The 11,811-nt window shown below is 63.0% G+C and carries 15 protein-coding genes; 5 read left to right on the top strand and 10 right to left on the bottom strand.

Features of this window, described 5'->3' with window-relative positions:
* A partial coding sequence (locus AC16XC_RS02065; protein ID WP_484032974.1) for a hypothetical protein occupies window positions 1-189 on the top strand: 189 nt, incomplete at its 5' end.
* A gap of 10 nt (window positions 190-199) precedes the next feature.
* Here the strand turns inward: AC16XC_RS02065 and AC16XC_RS02060 are convergent.
* Window positions 200-601, bottom strand: coding sequence for a DUF1489 family protein (locus tag AC16XC_RS02060; protein ID WP_484032973.1), 402 nt, complete (start codon window positions 599-601; stop codon window positions 200-202).
* Between the two features lie 101 nt (window positions 602-702).
* Between AC16XC_RS02060 and AC16XC_RS02055 the strand changes: the two genes are divergently transcribed.
* A complete protein-coding gene (locus AC16XC_RS02055) occupies window positions 703-1,605 on the top strand; it encodes a cyclase family protein (RefSeq protein ID WP_484032972.1) in 903 nt (300 codons plus the stop codon).
* Here the strand turns inward: AC16XC_RS02055 and mgtE are convergent.
* Entirely contained in the window at window positions 1,602-3,023 is a 1,422-nt protein-coding gene (gene mgtE, locus AC16XC_RS02050; RefSeq protein ID WP_484032971.1) for a magnesium transporter, read from the bottom strand. The two genes, AC16XC_RS02055 and mgtE, sit on opposite strands and share 4 nt — an antisense overlap.
* A 97-nt stretch (window positions 3,024-3,120) precedes the next feature.
* Here mgtE and AC16XC_RS02045 point away from each other — a divergent pair, with 97 nt between their 5' ends.
* The 3 genes from AC16XC_RS02045 to AC16XC_RS02035 all read left to right on the top strand — a co-directional run bounded on the left by AC16XC_RS02045 (window position 3,121) and on the right by AC16XC_RS02035 (window position 5,094).
* Complete coding sequence (locus tag AC16XC_RS02045) at window positions 3,121-3,570, top strand: peptidylprolyl isomerase (RefSeq protein ID WP_484032970.1); 450 nt, start codon at window positions 3,121-3,123, stop codon at window positions 3,568-3,570.
* 69 nt (window positions 3,571-3,639) lie between these two features.
* On the top strand, window positions 3,640-4,230 hold the full coding sequence (locus AC16XC_RS02040) for a LuxR C-terminal-related transcriptional regulator (protein WP_484032969.1): 591 nt from the start codon (window positions 3,640-3,642) through the stop codon (window positions 4,228-4,230).
* A gap of 99 nt (window positions 4,231-4,329) precedes the next feature.
* Complete coding sequence (locus tag AC16XC_RS02035) at window positions 4,330-5,094, top strand: outer membrane protein (protein WP_484032968.1); 765 nt, start codon at window positions 4,330-4,332, stop codon at window positions 5,092-5,094.
* Between the two features lie 98 nt (window positions 5,095-5,192).
* On the opposite strand, the gene AC16XC_RS02030 is transcribed toward AC16XC_RS02035, so the two are convergent.
* From AC16XC_RS02030 to miaB, 8 genes are all read right to left on the bottom strand, one after another.
* The gene (locus AC16XC_RS02030) at window positions 5,193-5,609 is read right to left on the bottom strand and encodes a response regulator (protein ID WP_484032967.1); all 417 of its coding nucleotides are present in this window, start codon (window positions 5,607-5,609) and stop codon (window positions 5,193-5,195) included.
* Between the two features lie 374 nt (window positions 5,610-5,983).
* Window positions 5,984-6,556: a TMEM165/GDT1 family protein gene (locus tag AC16XC_RS02025; RefSeq protein ID WP_484032966.1), complete on the bottom strand. Its 573-nt coding sequence runs from the start codon at window positions 6,554-6,556 to the stop codon at window positions 5,984-5,986.
* A 6-nt stretch (window positions 6,557-6,562) separates the two neighbouring features.
* Window positions 6,563-7,447, bottom strand: a complete 885-nt coding sequence (locus tag AC16XC_RS02020) for a LysR substrate-binding domain-containing protein (protein ID WP_484032965.1) — start codon at window positions 7,445-7,447, stop codon at window positions 6,563-6,565.
* 84 nt (window positions 7,448-7,531) lie between these two features.
* Window positions 7,532-8,470 carry a hemolysin family protein gene (locus AC16XC_RS02015; protein WP_484032964.1) on the bottom strand — a complete coding sequence of 313 codons (939 nt, stop codon included), beginning with the start codon at window positions 8,468-8,470 and terminating at the stop codon, window positions 7,532-7,534.
* 22 nt (window positions 8,471-8,492) lie between these two features.
* Complete coding sequence (ybeY, locus tag AC16XC_RS02010; protein WP_484032963.1) at window positions 8,493-8,981, bottom strand: rRNA maturation RNase YbeY; 489 nt, start codon at window positions 8,979-8,981, stop codon at window positions 8,493-8,495.
* Window positions 8,982-9,025: 44 nt separating this feature from the next.
* Window positions 9,026-9,316 (bottom strand): GIY-YIG nuclease family protein, encoded by a 291-nt coding sequence (locus AC16XC_RS02005; protein WP_484032962.1) that lies wholly within the window; start codon window positions 9,314-9,316, stop codon window positions 9,026-9,028.
* Between the two features lie 56 nt (window positions 9,317-9,372).
* A complete protein-coding gene (locus AC16XC_RS02000; RefSeq protein ID WP_484032961.1) occupies window positions 9,373-10,401 on the bottom strand; it encodes a PhoH family protein in 1,029 nt (342 codons plus the stop codon).
* 297 nt (window positions 10,402-10,698) lie between these two features.
* Window positions 10,699-11,811 (bottom strand): tRNA (N6-isopentenyl adenosine(37)-C2)-methylthiotransferase MiaB (gene miaB / locus AC16XC_RS01995; protein ID WP_484032960.1); only part of this gene is annotated, 1,113 nt, incomplete at its 5' end.

Below are 11,811 nucleotides of genomic sequence, written 5' to 3'. Positions count from 1 at the left end.
AGCAACCGTGAGGGAACTTTCTTCCAGTCCTACCTTGAAGGCACGGGGCTGCTCGAACAGCTTATGCGCGACGAATATCGCGACTACGCAGTTAAGGTCAGCGTCAGCGGAACGCCGGTCGGCCTGGCCTCGCTGGCCGACGCGGCCCTCACGATCGGGCCGGCGCTGAACACCTGCGCAAGTTTGTGAGTGGTGGCGCCTACACCAATCCGAGCTTCGCCAGTTCCTTGACCAGCGTTCCGGGCAAGACATCGCCCCGCAGCTCGCCAGTGCCGTAATCGGGCGGGGCGTCCTTGGCTTCGAGATAGCGCCAGCCCTGGTGCGCGCGGCGCGCGCGCGGTTCGACCGGGATCAGCTGCGGTTCGAGCCTGATCCACCAGCGGCCATTGTCCTCGCGCTGCTCGAAACCGATGATCGGCGAACGCCCGACGATCGCATGGTCGAAAATCCAGTAGAGCGAGCCGCCTTGCATTTCCTCGTGCCGCTTGGGCAGGTAGCGGGTGGTGAGGCGCACTTCCTTGCCCTCGCGCCCTTCGAACCAGGAATGCATCTCTTCGAGCGATTTCGCGCCATAGGCGATCTTGGTCATATGCAGCGGCATGTTCGAAACCTAGTCCAATTTATCGCGATTACGAGGAGGAATGTCTTGTCTGGTGCCGGTGGGCACGGCATCGTCGGCCCTTCGAGGAGAGGAGAACCAGGATGAGAAATGCTGCCATGGCGGCCTGCGCTGCCGCCGCTCTGCATGCAACAGCGGCGTCGGCGGAACATCACGAAGCGGTTCCGGAACTCACTGGTGGGGCGGCCAATCTCAGCCAGGAAGCCACACGTGCCGCGGCGCAATTGGTGAAGGAAGGCAAGACCTACCGGCTGGGACTTGTAACCGGTTACGACACGCCGGCCTATCCGGGCAGGAGCTATGAAATCGAAATCATCGATCTCGGTACCAATGGCTCGAACAGGGTCTCTGGCCATGATGACAGGGTCAACACTTATCTCGGTATCGGCTCGCAGATCGACGGCCTCGGCCATGTCGGGACGGATGGCGTGCATTTCGGAGGCGTTCGCGCGGAGGAGATATTCGACGAAAAGGGACTTCGCGGGCTCAGTGCCGCCGAAATTCCCGCGATTGCGACCCGCGGCGTGCTGATCGACATGACGCGGCATTTCGGCGTCGACCGGCTGGAACCGGGAGCCAGCTTCGATTCCGGAGATATTCGCGCGGCCGCGGCAGATCAGGGCGTCACGATCGGGAAGGGCGATGTCGTGCTGTTTCATACGGGCTGGCTCGACATGATCGGGGATCCCGAGACCTTCATCGCCAACCAACCAGGCATCGATACCGATGGCGCGCGCTATCTGGCCGAGCTCGGCGTAGTCGCAGTCGGCTCCGATACTCCGGGGCTGGAAACCGCGACGCAGCCTGAGGGACAGTTCATTCCCGTCCACCAGCTGCTGATCGCCGAATACGGAGTCTATATCCTCGAAACGCTCGATACGCGCGAACTGGCGGCAGACGAAGTTACCGAATTCCTGTTCGTCCTGGGCGCTCCGCGGTTCGAAGGCTCGGTCCAGGCCGTGATCAACCCGGTCGCTATCCGCTAGCCGACCAGCCCGCCCGCCACTGCCAGCCCGAGGAAGGCGAAGAACCCCATCGAATCGGTGATCATGGTCACGAACACGCTGCTGGCGACGGCAGGATCGACCCGCAGCCGGTCGAAAATCACCGGCACCAGCACCCCGGCGAGCCCGGCGGTGACGATGTTGATCAGCATTGCCAGCGCGATCACCGCGCCAAGCGGGGGCGTGAACAGCAACGCCGTGCCCACCCCGATCAATACCGCGACGGTCAGGCCGTTGAGCAGCGCGACGCGGATTTCGCGCCACAGGATCCGGCTTGTGTTCGACCGGGTGAGCTGGTTCATCGCGATCGCGCGCACCGCCACCGCCATGGTCTGGGTCCCGGCATTGCCGCCGATCGACGCAACGATCGGCATCAGCACCGCCAGCGCCACGAGCTGCTCGATCGCCGCGCCGAAGGCGAAGATGATCGCGCTGCCCACGAGCGCGGTGCCGAGATTGGCGACCAGCCAGCGCACGCGCGCGCCATAGGCCTCGTGGATCGGTTCGTTGATGTCGCCATCGCCGGCACCGGCAAGCAGCATGGTGTCTTCTTCGGCCTCTTCCTGGATGATGTGGACGATATCGTCGACCGTGATCTGGCCGACCAGCCGGCCGTCCTCGTCGACCACCGCGGCGGAGATCAGCGCGTAGCGCTGGAACCGCAGTGCGACTTCCTCCTGGTCCATCGTCACCGGGATCAGTGTCTGGTCGTGCTTCATCACGTCGCGCAAGGCGATGTGGCGCGGGGTGCGCAGGATCCAGCTGAGCTGGCAGGTGCCAACCGGGTGGTGCTTGGCATCGACGATGAACACTTCCCAGAATTCGGTGGTCAGCTCGTCATGCTCGCGCAAATAATCGATCAAATCGCCGACCGTGAGGTGCTCGGGCACCGCGATCAGCTCGCGCTGCATCAGCCGTCCGGCGGTCTCTTCGGGATAGGACAGCGCGCTTTCGATCGCCGCGCGGTCTTCCGGGTCCATTTCGGCGAGGACGGCGGCCTGGTCTTCCTCGTCGAGGTCCTCGATCATCTGGACCGCGTCGTCGGTGTCGAGCTGTTCGGCGATCTCGGCTACCGCCTCGGGCGGGAGCGCCTCGACCATGTCCTCGCGCACGTGATCGTTGAGTTCGGCGATCACTTCGCTCGTCATCAAATCGGAAATCGCGGTGGCGAGCTCGCGCCTCTGCTCACGCTCGAGCAGTTCGAACAGGTCGGCTACATCCGCCGGGTGGAGCGGCTCGACCAGCTCATAGGCCTTGGCTCCATCGCCCTCGTCGAGCGCTTCGACCACCGCTTTCACATATTCGGGCTTGAGCCGGTCTTCCTCGTCGAACCGCTCGCTCTCTTCCTCCGCCGGAAGCTCGGCATTGCGTTCCAGTTCGTCGAGATCGTCCGCTGACATGGCACTCTCCTATGCCTGACCTGCGCAAAAGCAAGCAGACGGGGTGACTTATCGCCTGCAAACCCTATAGGAGCGCGCAACACAAGGAGATTGCCCGATGGCCGATGAAAAGCTGACCCTTACCCTCGATAGCGGCGATGTCGTGATCAGGCTGCGCCCGGACCTCGCGCCCGGCCATGTCGCGCGGATCATCGAGCTGGCGCAGGAAGGCTTTTACGACGGGGTGGTGTTCCACCGCGTGATCGACGGGTTCATGGCGCAGGGCGGCGATCCGACCGGTACCGGGATGGGCGGCAGCGACAAGCCCGATCTCAAGGCCGAATTCAATGCCGAGCCGCATGTCCGCGGGGTGTGTTCGATGGCCCGCACCGCAGTGCCCGACAGCGCCAACAGCCAGTTCTTCATCTGCCTCGACGATGCGACATTCCTCGACCGGCAATATACCGTGTGGGGCGTGGTCGAGAGCGGGATGGAACATGTCGACGCGCTGCCCAAGGGCGAGCCGCCGGCCAATCCGGGCAGGATTTCGAAAGCGGTGGTGAGCTGATCGACCGGCAACGGGGCGGGGAATGTCTCCCGCCCTTGCCAGCTTTCGCGATCTGGCTATTTTTGGAGAATGCGGCCGGCTGAACTTATCGCCAACAGTTCGATTGCCGCGGTGGTGAGCGATCCCCGCCTGCCGGACAATCCGATCATCGAATGCAACGACGCCTTTGTCGCGCTGACCGGCTATCTGCGCGATGAGATCATCGGCCGCAATTGCCGCTTCCTGCGAGGTCCGGAAACCGAACCGTGGCTTACCGAAGCGCTGCGCACCGCGATTGTCCGTCGACAACCCGCCATGGTGGAAATCCTTAATTATCGGAAGGATGGGCGGCCGTTTCGCAACGCTGTGATGGTTTCGCCGATCTTCGACGATGCCGGGGAACTGGCCTACTACATCGGCTCACAGGTCGAATTGTCGGGCGACGATGTGCGCGCCAGCGATCCCAGGCGCAGGCGCGCCTATGACCTGATCGGTCAACTCAGCCCGAGACAGCGCGAAGTGCTGATGGAAATCGCCCAAGGCAGGCTGAACAAGCAGATCGCCCATGACCTGGACCTGAGCGAGCGGACCGTGAAGATGCATCGCGCCGCTCTGCTGGATGCGCTGGGCGTGCGCAACACCGCTGAAGCGATCCGTATCGCGGTCGAGGCAGGCTATTGAAACCTGTCCTTTGTGTCAGGTTGAGATCGGATCGGCCGCGCGACATCTCCCGCCAGGCTGGCGCCACAGGAGCGCCCGAATGCCTATGCGAGGAGTATCATGAAGAAATCCATTCTGGCTGCGTTGGCAGCTTCGATCGCGCTTCCCGGAACCGCCCATGCCGGCGAGACCTATATCGGCTTGAGCGGCGGCGTGACCTTCGCCGGAGATTCCGAGAACCAGGGCGAATTTACCGCGACGGTCCCTTCGACCCCGGACTGGGGAGCGATCCCGTCGGGCACCTCGCTCGCCTGGAACACCGAATTCGAGACCGGCTACCATCTTTCCGGACAGCTGGGCTACAAGTTCGACAGCGGATTGCGGGCCGAAATCGAGGCGTTCTATGCCCGTTCGGGCGTCGACACCCATAACAGCCTCGCCGCGGGCGGCGCGATCATCGACAGCGTCGACGTCGCAGTGCTGACCAGGGGAGCCCCCAATGCGGCGAACCCGACCGTGGGCGAGGTGATCGCGGACGGTCAGGGGTACATGAAGACCATGGGCGTGTTCGCGAACCTCTTCTACGACTTCAACACCGGCGAGAGCTTCCAGCCCTATTTCGGGGCCGGAATCGGCTTCCAGGGGACCAAGGTCAATTTCAGCCCCTCGGGAGTCCCCGTGGCCGAGGATTCGGATACGGGCTTCGCCTGGCAGGCGATGGCGGGCGCGACATTCGAACTGTCCGAGAGCGTCGACCTGTTCACGCAATTCACCTATCGCGGGATGTTCGAGCGGGCGGATATCCCGCTCACCCTGCTGCCTGCGACGCTGGGCGTGAAGTCGGACCAGGCGCTGATTGCCGCCGGTTTGCGCTTCGAACTGTAAGCGCGCTCGAGCGAGGAATTGTGTGCCGGGGGGCGGAGGCAGGAGTCCGCTCCCCGGTCAATTCCTTCGAGAAGCTCAATGCTGAGCGGAGTTATGACTCAGGCCGCGCCGATCCGCTGGAGTTTCGCCAGCAGCGAAACCTGGTCGAACGGCTTCACGACGTATTCGTTTGCTCCGGCTTCGAAGGCCTTGTGGACCGCCACATCGTCGCCCTTGGAGGTGCAGAACACCACCTTTGGCGCATCGCCGCCGTCGAGCGCACGCAAGGCGGCGACGAATTCGATTCCGGACATTTGCGGCATGTCCCAGTCGAGCAGGACAAGGTCCGGCATCTCGGCCTTGCAGCGTTCGAGCGCTTCGGCGCCGTGTTCGGCTTCGATGACCTCGTAGCCCAGCCGTTCCACGATGCTGCGCGAGATTTTGCGAATGACGCGCGAATCGTCGACCACCAGGCAATTCTGCCGGACAGTGGGAAGTTCCGCGGGTTCTTCTGCCTGGACCGTCATGCCTCCCATCGGAGGCCGGGTGCGCTTGATCAGATTGTGAATGGGTCCGTCCCCCTCAGTCCGAATTCGACATGACGCTCGCTGGCGCTCTCGGCTTCGGCAGGGGTGGCGCGAACATGGAGATAAGGTACCCAAACATCGCCATAATCCGCCTTCTGATACCAAAGGTCGAGCACGTCATACGAGGCCCAGAATCCATCCGGGCCAAGGAGCCTGATCCCTTCACCTATGCGCGGCACAGCGGTAAATCTGAGCCTTTGTTGCGTCTGGTGAGTCTCGTTCTGGACTTCTATTTCTATCAACGCTCTTGCACTCCCCAAGGCAGGGCGGAGCCTAGGCAAAAATACTTACAGAAAAGCGAACAGGGCCGGAATTCGGCGCGATTATGGGAAAAGATCCGCCGCCTGGATGAGCATGAACAGCCCCAGAGCGACGAATGAGGCCGCTGCGACATAGCGGATCAGGGCCAGCGAAAGCCGCTTGACGAGGGCCTCTCCGAGGATGACGGCCGGGACGTTCGCGGCCAACATGCCGAGCGTGGTGCCAAGAGTGACCGGCAGCGCATCGCCATAGCGCGCACCCAGGGCGATCGTCGCCACCTGGGTCTTGTCGCCGATCTCGACCAGGAAAAAGGCGATCAGCGTTGTCAGGAAGGCACCATTGCCATGCCGTGACCTGTCCTTCTCCTCGAATTTGTCCGGCACCAGGGTCCAAAGTCCCATGATTATAAAGCCGGCCGCGACGGCAATGCGGAAAAGCGGCCCGTCGAGCAGTCCGGCGATGTGAACGCCGAGCAGCGCGGCGATGAAGTGGTTGGCCAGCGTGGCGAACAGGATGCCGAGCACGATCGGCACGGGTTGCCGGAACCGGGCTGCCAGGACCAGCGCCAGCAGCATGGTCTTGTCGCCGATCTCGGCCAGCGCAACCAGCGCGAACGAAGTGGAGAGGGCTTCCACTGGCAATCAGAGCCCGGTTGCGAGCATCCAGTCGTAAAACAGGCGTACCGGGCGCTGGTCGAGATCCTTGGGACGGCAGACGAACCAGTACGAATAGGGGCTCTCGACCTCGATATCGAACAGCCGCGCCAGCCTGCCATCGGAGGCGCGGTTGAAATGATCGTCGTGCATGATCGCGATCCCGAGCCCTTGTGCGGCGGCTTCGAGGAGCAACTGGCCGGAATCGAAATGGTCGATCGCGGCAGGTTCGAGATCTGCAAGGCCGATCGCTGCCTTCCAGGCGTCGAAACTGTCGGGCAGGTCGTGGTGGACGAGAAAGGTTTGTTTCGAGAGCCTGGCCGCATCGGCGATCGGTCCGATCTCCGCCTTGAGCGCCGGGCTGCAGATTGCGTGGACCGTATTGTGATCGAGCTGCACCGCGTGGAAGCTCTTGTCGGGCTGCTTGGTGAGGATGATCGCGGCATCGAGCGTGTCGCCCACCCGGTCGGCAAGATGCGGCCCGGTATCGATGTCGATATGGAGCCGCGGATGGAGCTTGCGCAATTCAGGCAGGCGCGGGAATAGCCGCTGGGTCCCGAACAGCGGCATGACCCCCAAGTGCAAGCGCAGCAGCTGGAGATTTTCCGACTGGTTTTCGACCGCATTGGCCAGCGCCTCGAGATGGGGGTTGACCGCCTCGAAGAATGCTCGACCTTCTTCGGTCAATTTCATCGCCTGGTGGGCCCTGGTGAACAGCTTCTTGCCGACGAACTCCTCGAGGTTGGCGACGCGACGCGACAGCGCCGAAGGGCTGAGGCCGAGTTCGTCGGCCGCCGCCCTTGCCGAGCCGAGACGGACAATGCGCACAAAGGCTTCAAGCGCGCGCAGCGGGGGGAGGCGTCGAGTTGGCATGGAGGCCTGATTTGGTCAGAAAAACAGATTCGTGTCGAGCGCTGGTCCGGGATTCTTCGAAGGTTTCGCAAATGTGAAATGCGGTTACTTTCCGCCTGCCTCCAATTCGGCCAACTTCTTCGGCGGATGCAGCCTCAGCCGGGTGACATGGGTTTCGTCGCCCGCGGTCACTTCGATCGTCCAGCCGCTCGGATGGGCCAGCATCGCGCCGACCTCCGGCACCTGTCCGGCCAGCACGAACGCGAGGCCGCCCAGCGTATCGACCGCTTCCTCGACTTCCGCGAGCTTGGGATCGACCAGTTCGGCGACATCGTCGAGCTCGGCGCGCGCGTCGCAGTCCCACATCCCGTCCGCGATCGCGACGATCAGCGCTTCGGGCTCCTCGTCGTGCTCGTCTTCGATTTCGCCGACGATTTCCTCGACCAGGTCCTCGATCGTGATGATTCCGTCGACGCCGGAATATTCGTCCAGCACAACCGCGAGGTGGGTGCGCCGCGCACGCATGTCGGCCAGCACGTCGAGTGCGTTGCGAGCCTGCGGGACATACAGCGGCTGGCGCATCAGCGTGGTCCAGTCCGCGGGAGGCTCCTTGCGCTCGGCGATGATCGCGAAGACATCCTTGATGTGCATCATTCCGATCACTTCATCGAGCGTTCCCCGATATACGGGAATCCGCGAATGGCCGTGCTCGGCAAAGGTTGCGACCAGGTCGTCCCAGTTGGCACCGGTCGAGATCGCGACGATCTCGCTGCGCGGGATGGCGACGTCGTCGGCATCGTGCTCGCTGAAATGGAGCAGGTTCCTGAGCATCGTACGCTCGACCTGGGAAAGGTCGTTCCCCCCGGCTTCGCTGTCAGCGTCTTCGCGTTCGTCCTCGTGCTCGTCGATTGCTTCTTCGAGCTGCGCGCGCAGCGAGGTATCGCCATTGTCGGCATGGAAGAGCTTGCGGATCGATTTCCACAAGCCGCTGCTACTGTCCGCGTCTCCATTGCCGGATTCGTCGAACTTCTCGCTGTCGGGCATGGCCCCGGTGCTTTCCCTCTGATTACCTGTCGCCACCATATGGGTCCGCTATCCCCAGAATCGCAAGCGCCTTTATTTCCATTTCCTCCATCAGCTCTGCATCTTCGGAGGAAAGCTCGTGATCGTAACCGGCAAGGTGGAGCAAACCATGGACGATCAGGTGCGTTGCATGGTCTTGCAACGAGACCCCCTTTTCCGCCGCTTCACGTGCGCAAGTCTCATGCGCGAGGGCGATATCACCGAGCATGACCGGCGGCCCTTCCGGGGCGAGCGAGAGCAATTCCTGGCGCGCCAGCATCGGGAAGGACAGGACATTGGTCGGCTTGTCGCGCTGGCGCCAGTCGCGGTTGAGCTCGTGCACCCGCGCGTCGGAGGTGAACAGCAGGCTCGCTTCGAGCCGCGGATTGGCGAGTTCCGGCGCAACCTGGGCAGCCGCGTCGAGCGCCCGTTGTGCCAAATCGTCCCAGCCGCCTTCGGGCCACGGGTCTTCAATCGAAATTTCCAAATTCATAACCAACATCCGTCATCCCCGCGAAAGCGGGGATCCCGCTACCTTCAAGAATTCAACAGATCGTACAGATCATTCCAGTCGGGATTCATCGACTCGATCAATTCGATCTTCCACGCTCGCCGCCATTTCTTGACAGCCTTCTCACGCCTGATGGCATCCTCGATTTCATCGTAAAATTCGACATACACAAGTCGGTGGAGCCGATATTTGCGGACGAAAGCGGAACCCGTGCCCTCTCGATGACGGGTTACCCGAAAAGGCAAATCCGACGTAACACCTGTATAGATTCCGCCGCGATAGCGGTCGCTCATGATGTAAACACAGCCGCCCTTCATCGATCAAAGAGCGGGATCCCCGCTTTCGCGGGGATGACGAGGAATTTGAAAAGAACTTACCCCTCCCGCCCTTCATAGGCCTCGACGATCCGCCCGACGATCGGGTGGCGGACGACATCGGCGCTGGAGAAGCGGGTGATGTTGATCCCCTCGACCCCTTCGAGCCGGGCAACCGCGTCATGCAGCCCGCTCTGGGTGCCGCCGCCGGGGATATCGACCTGCTTGGGATCGCCGCACACCACCATCCGGCTGCCCTGGCCGAAGCGGGTGAGGAACATCTTCATCTGCTCGCGGGTGGTGTTCTGCGCCTCGTCGAGGATGATGAAGCTGTCGGCCAGCGTGCGGCCGCGCATGAACGCGATCGGGGCGATCTCGATCTCGCCCGAGGCCAGCCGCCGCTCGACCTGTTCGGGCGGCATGCAGTCGAACAAGGCGTCGTAGAGCGGGCGCAGATAGGGATCGACCTTCTCCTTCATGTCGCCGGGGAGGAAGCCGAGCTTCTCGCCCGCCTCGACCGCCGGGCGCGAGAGGATCAGCCGCTGGACGCTGCCGGTAATCAGCTGGCTGACGGCCTGGGCGACCGCGACATAGGTCTTGCCGGTGCCGGCCGGGCCGAGCGCGAAGATGATGTCGTCCCTCGCCAGTGCGCGCATATAGTCGATCTGGGTCGCCGAACGCGGGACGATCGTCTTGCGGCGGGTGCGGATCATGATCGGCGGATGCTTTTCGTCGCCCGAGATGATCCCTTCGAGCGTGGGTTCGGACGACATCGCGATCAGGCTCTCGATCGCCCCGGCGTCGAGCTCCTGTCCTTCGAGCAGCCGCTGGTGCATGCCTCTCAGCACTTCGCGGGCACGGGCGACCTCGTCTTCGGGCCCTTCGATCTGGACCTTGTTGCCGCGCGCGCCGATGAACACGCCGAGCCGGTTTTCGATCAGGACAAGGTTGGCGTCGAATTCCCCGAACAGGGCGCCGAGCACGGTCTGCTCGTCGAATTCGACCTCGACCCGGGCGCGATGCCGCGCGCGCGGTTCGAAATGCGATGGCGCCGCATCGTTAGCGGCGCGGGTGGATTTACGAGCCATGCGCTCCTTTCGTCTCTCGCCGGCAAGATAATGCGCCGATTTGCAAGGGCAAGCTTGGGCGCGAAATGTTGCGGTGGAAAGGCGTTCAGGCGTGGGCCGGCTGCAACAGGGCCATTCCCCTTCCCCCTCGATGGGGGAAGGATAGCGAAGCTTGCTCCATAAGGAGCTGGCGGAGCTCGGATGGGGGTGATTGCGCCGCAGGCGCTGTGCCCTGCCGAGAGATCACCCCCACCCAACTACGGCTAGTCGGCAAGCCGACAAGCCTTCGTATCCCTCCCCCATAAAGGGGGAGGAAGCTCAGGCGTTCACTGGTTCGAGCAGCCGCCCGGCAAGCGAATTGGGGCCTGCTTCGGCGAGTTTGACTCGCACCATATCACCAATCGCCGCTTCACCCCAAGGTTCATTGGCGAACCACACCGATTGCAGCCAGGGCGACTTGCCGAGCCATTGGCCCGGATGCTTGCCCTTGCGTTCGACCAGCACTTCGCAGCTCTTGCCGACCGATGCCTGGTTGAACGCCAGCTGGTCGCGGTTGAGCGCGGCCTGCAGAAGCTGGAGCCGCTCGTCCATTACCTCGCGGGGAATCTGGCCGTCCATGGTCGCGGCCGGGGTGCCGGGGCGGGCGGAATATTTGAAACTGTAGGCCTGAGCATAGCCGACCGCATCGACCAACTGCAGCGTCTCCTCGAACTCGGCGCCGGTCTCGCCCGGGAAGCCGACGATGAAATCGCCCGACAGCGCAATATCGGGCCGCGCGGCGCGGACCCGTTCGAGCAGCCGGAGGTAATTCTCCGCGGTATGGCTGCGGTTCATTGCCTTCAGCACCCGGTCGGAGCCGCTCTGCACCGGCAGGTGCAGATAGGGCATCAGCTTGTCGATCTCGCCATGCGCGGCGATGAGCCCGTCCGTCATGTCGTTCGGATGGCTGGTGGTGTAGCGGATTCGCTTTAATTCCGGTAGTTTGGCAAATTCTCTTATCAATCCGTCGAGGCCGATCGCGCGGCCTTTCGCGTCCTCGCCATGCCACGCATTGACGTTCTGGCCCAGGAGCGTGAGCTCGCTCGCACCAGCCTCCAGCAGGCGTTGAGCTTCCTCAATCAACGCACTGTAAGGACGCGAGATTTCGGCACCGCGGGTATAGGGAACCACGCAATAGGTGCAGAATTTGTCGCACCCTTCCTGGACCGTGAGAAAGGCGCTCGGCGGGGCCTTGCGGCGCTTGGGAAGGGCGGCGAATTTGGCGTCCGCCGGCATCTCGGTATCGGTGCTGCGACGGCCTTGCACCGCCGCTGCAACCATGGCGGGCAGGCGGTGATAGGCCTGCGGGCCGACCACCATCGAAACCGCCGGGGCACGGGCCATGATTTCCTCGCCCTCGGCCTGCGCCACACAACCCGCGACCGCGATCAG

This window comes from Candidatus Andeanibacterium sp., from assembly GCF_057143545.1.
Note: the sequence above shows the minus strand (reverse complement) of the source record. Positions and strands in the feature narration are given on the sequence as shown.

Bases quoted from the DNA above. Each gene is read 5' to 3' on its own strand.
- AC16XC_RS02060 (WP_484032973.1), bottom strand. From the start codon at position 601: ATGCCGCTGCATATGACCAAGATCGCCTATGGCGCGAAATCGCTCGAA.
- AC16XC_RS02055 (WP_484032972.1), top strand. From the start codon at position 703: ATGAGAAATGCTGCCATGGCGGCCTGCGCTGCCGCCGCTCTGCATGCA.
- mgtE (WP_484032971.1), bottom strand. From the start codon at position 3,023: ATGTCAGCGGACGATCTCGACGAACTGGAACGCAATGCCGAGCTTCCG.
- AC16XC_RS02045 (WP_484032970.1), top strand. From the start codon at position 3,121: ATGGCCGATGAAAAGCTGACCCTTACCCTCGATAGCGGCGATGTCGTG.
- AC16XC_RS02040 (WP_484032969.1), top strand. From the start codon at position 3,640: ATGCGGCCGGCTGAACTTATCGCCAACAGTTCGATTGCCGCGGTGGTG.
- AC16XC_RS02035 (WP_484032968.1), top strand. From the start codon at position 4,330: ATGAAGAAATCCATTCTGGCTGCGTTGGCAGCTTCGATCGCGCTTCCC.
- AC16XC_RS02030 (WP_484032967.1), bottom strand. From the start codon at position 5,609: ATGGGAGGCATGACGGTCCAGGCAGAAGAACCCGCGGAACTTCCCACT.
- AC16XC_RS02020 (WP_484032965.1), bottom strand. From the start codon at position 7,447: ATGCCAACTCGACGCCTCCCCCCGCTGCGCGCGCTTGAAGCCTTTGTG.
- AC16XC_RS02015 (WP_484032964.1), bottom strand. From the start codon at position 8,470: ATGCCCGACAGCGAGAAGTTCGACGAATCCGGCAATGGAGACGCGGAC.
- ybeY (WP_484032963.1), bottom strand. From the start codon at position 8,981: ATGAATTTGGAAATTTCGATTGAAGACCCGTGGCCCGAAGGCGGCTGG.
- AC16XC_RS02005 (WP_484032962.1), bottom strand. From the start codon at position 9,316: ATGAAGGGCGGCTGTGTTTACATCATGAGCGACCGCTATCGCGGCGGA.
- AC16XC_RS02000 (WP_484032961.1), bottom strand. From the start codon at position 10,401: ATGGCTCGTAAATCCACCCGCGCCGCTAACGATGCGGCGCCATCGCAT.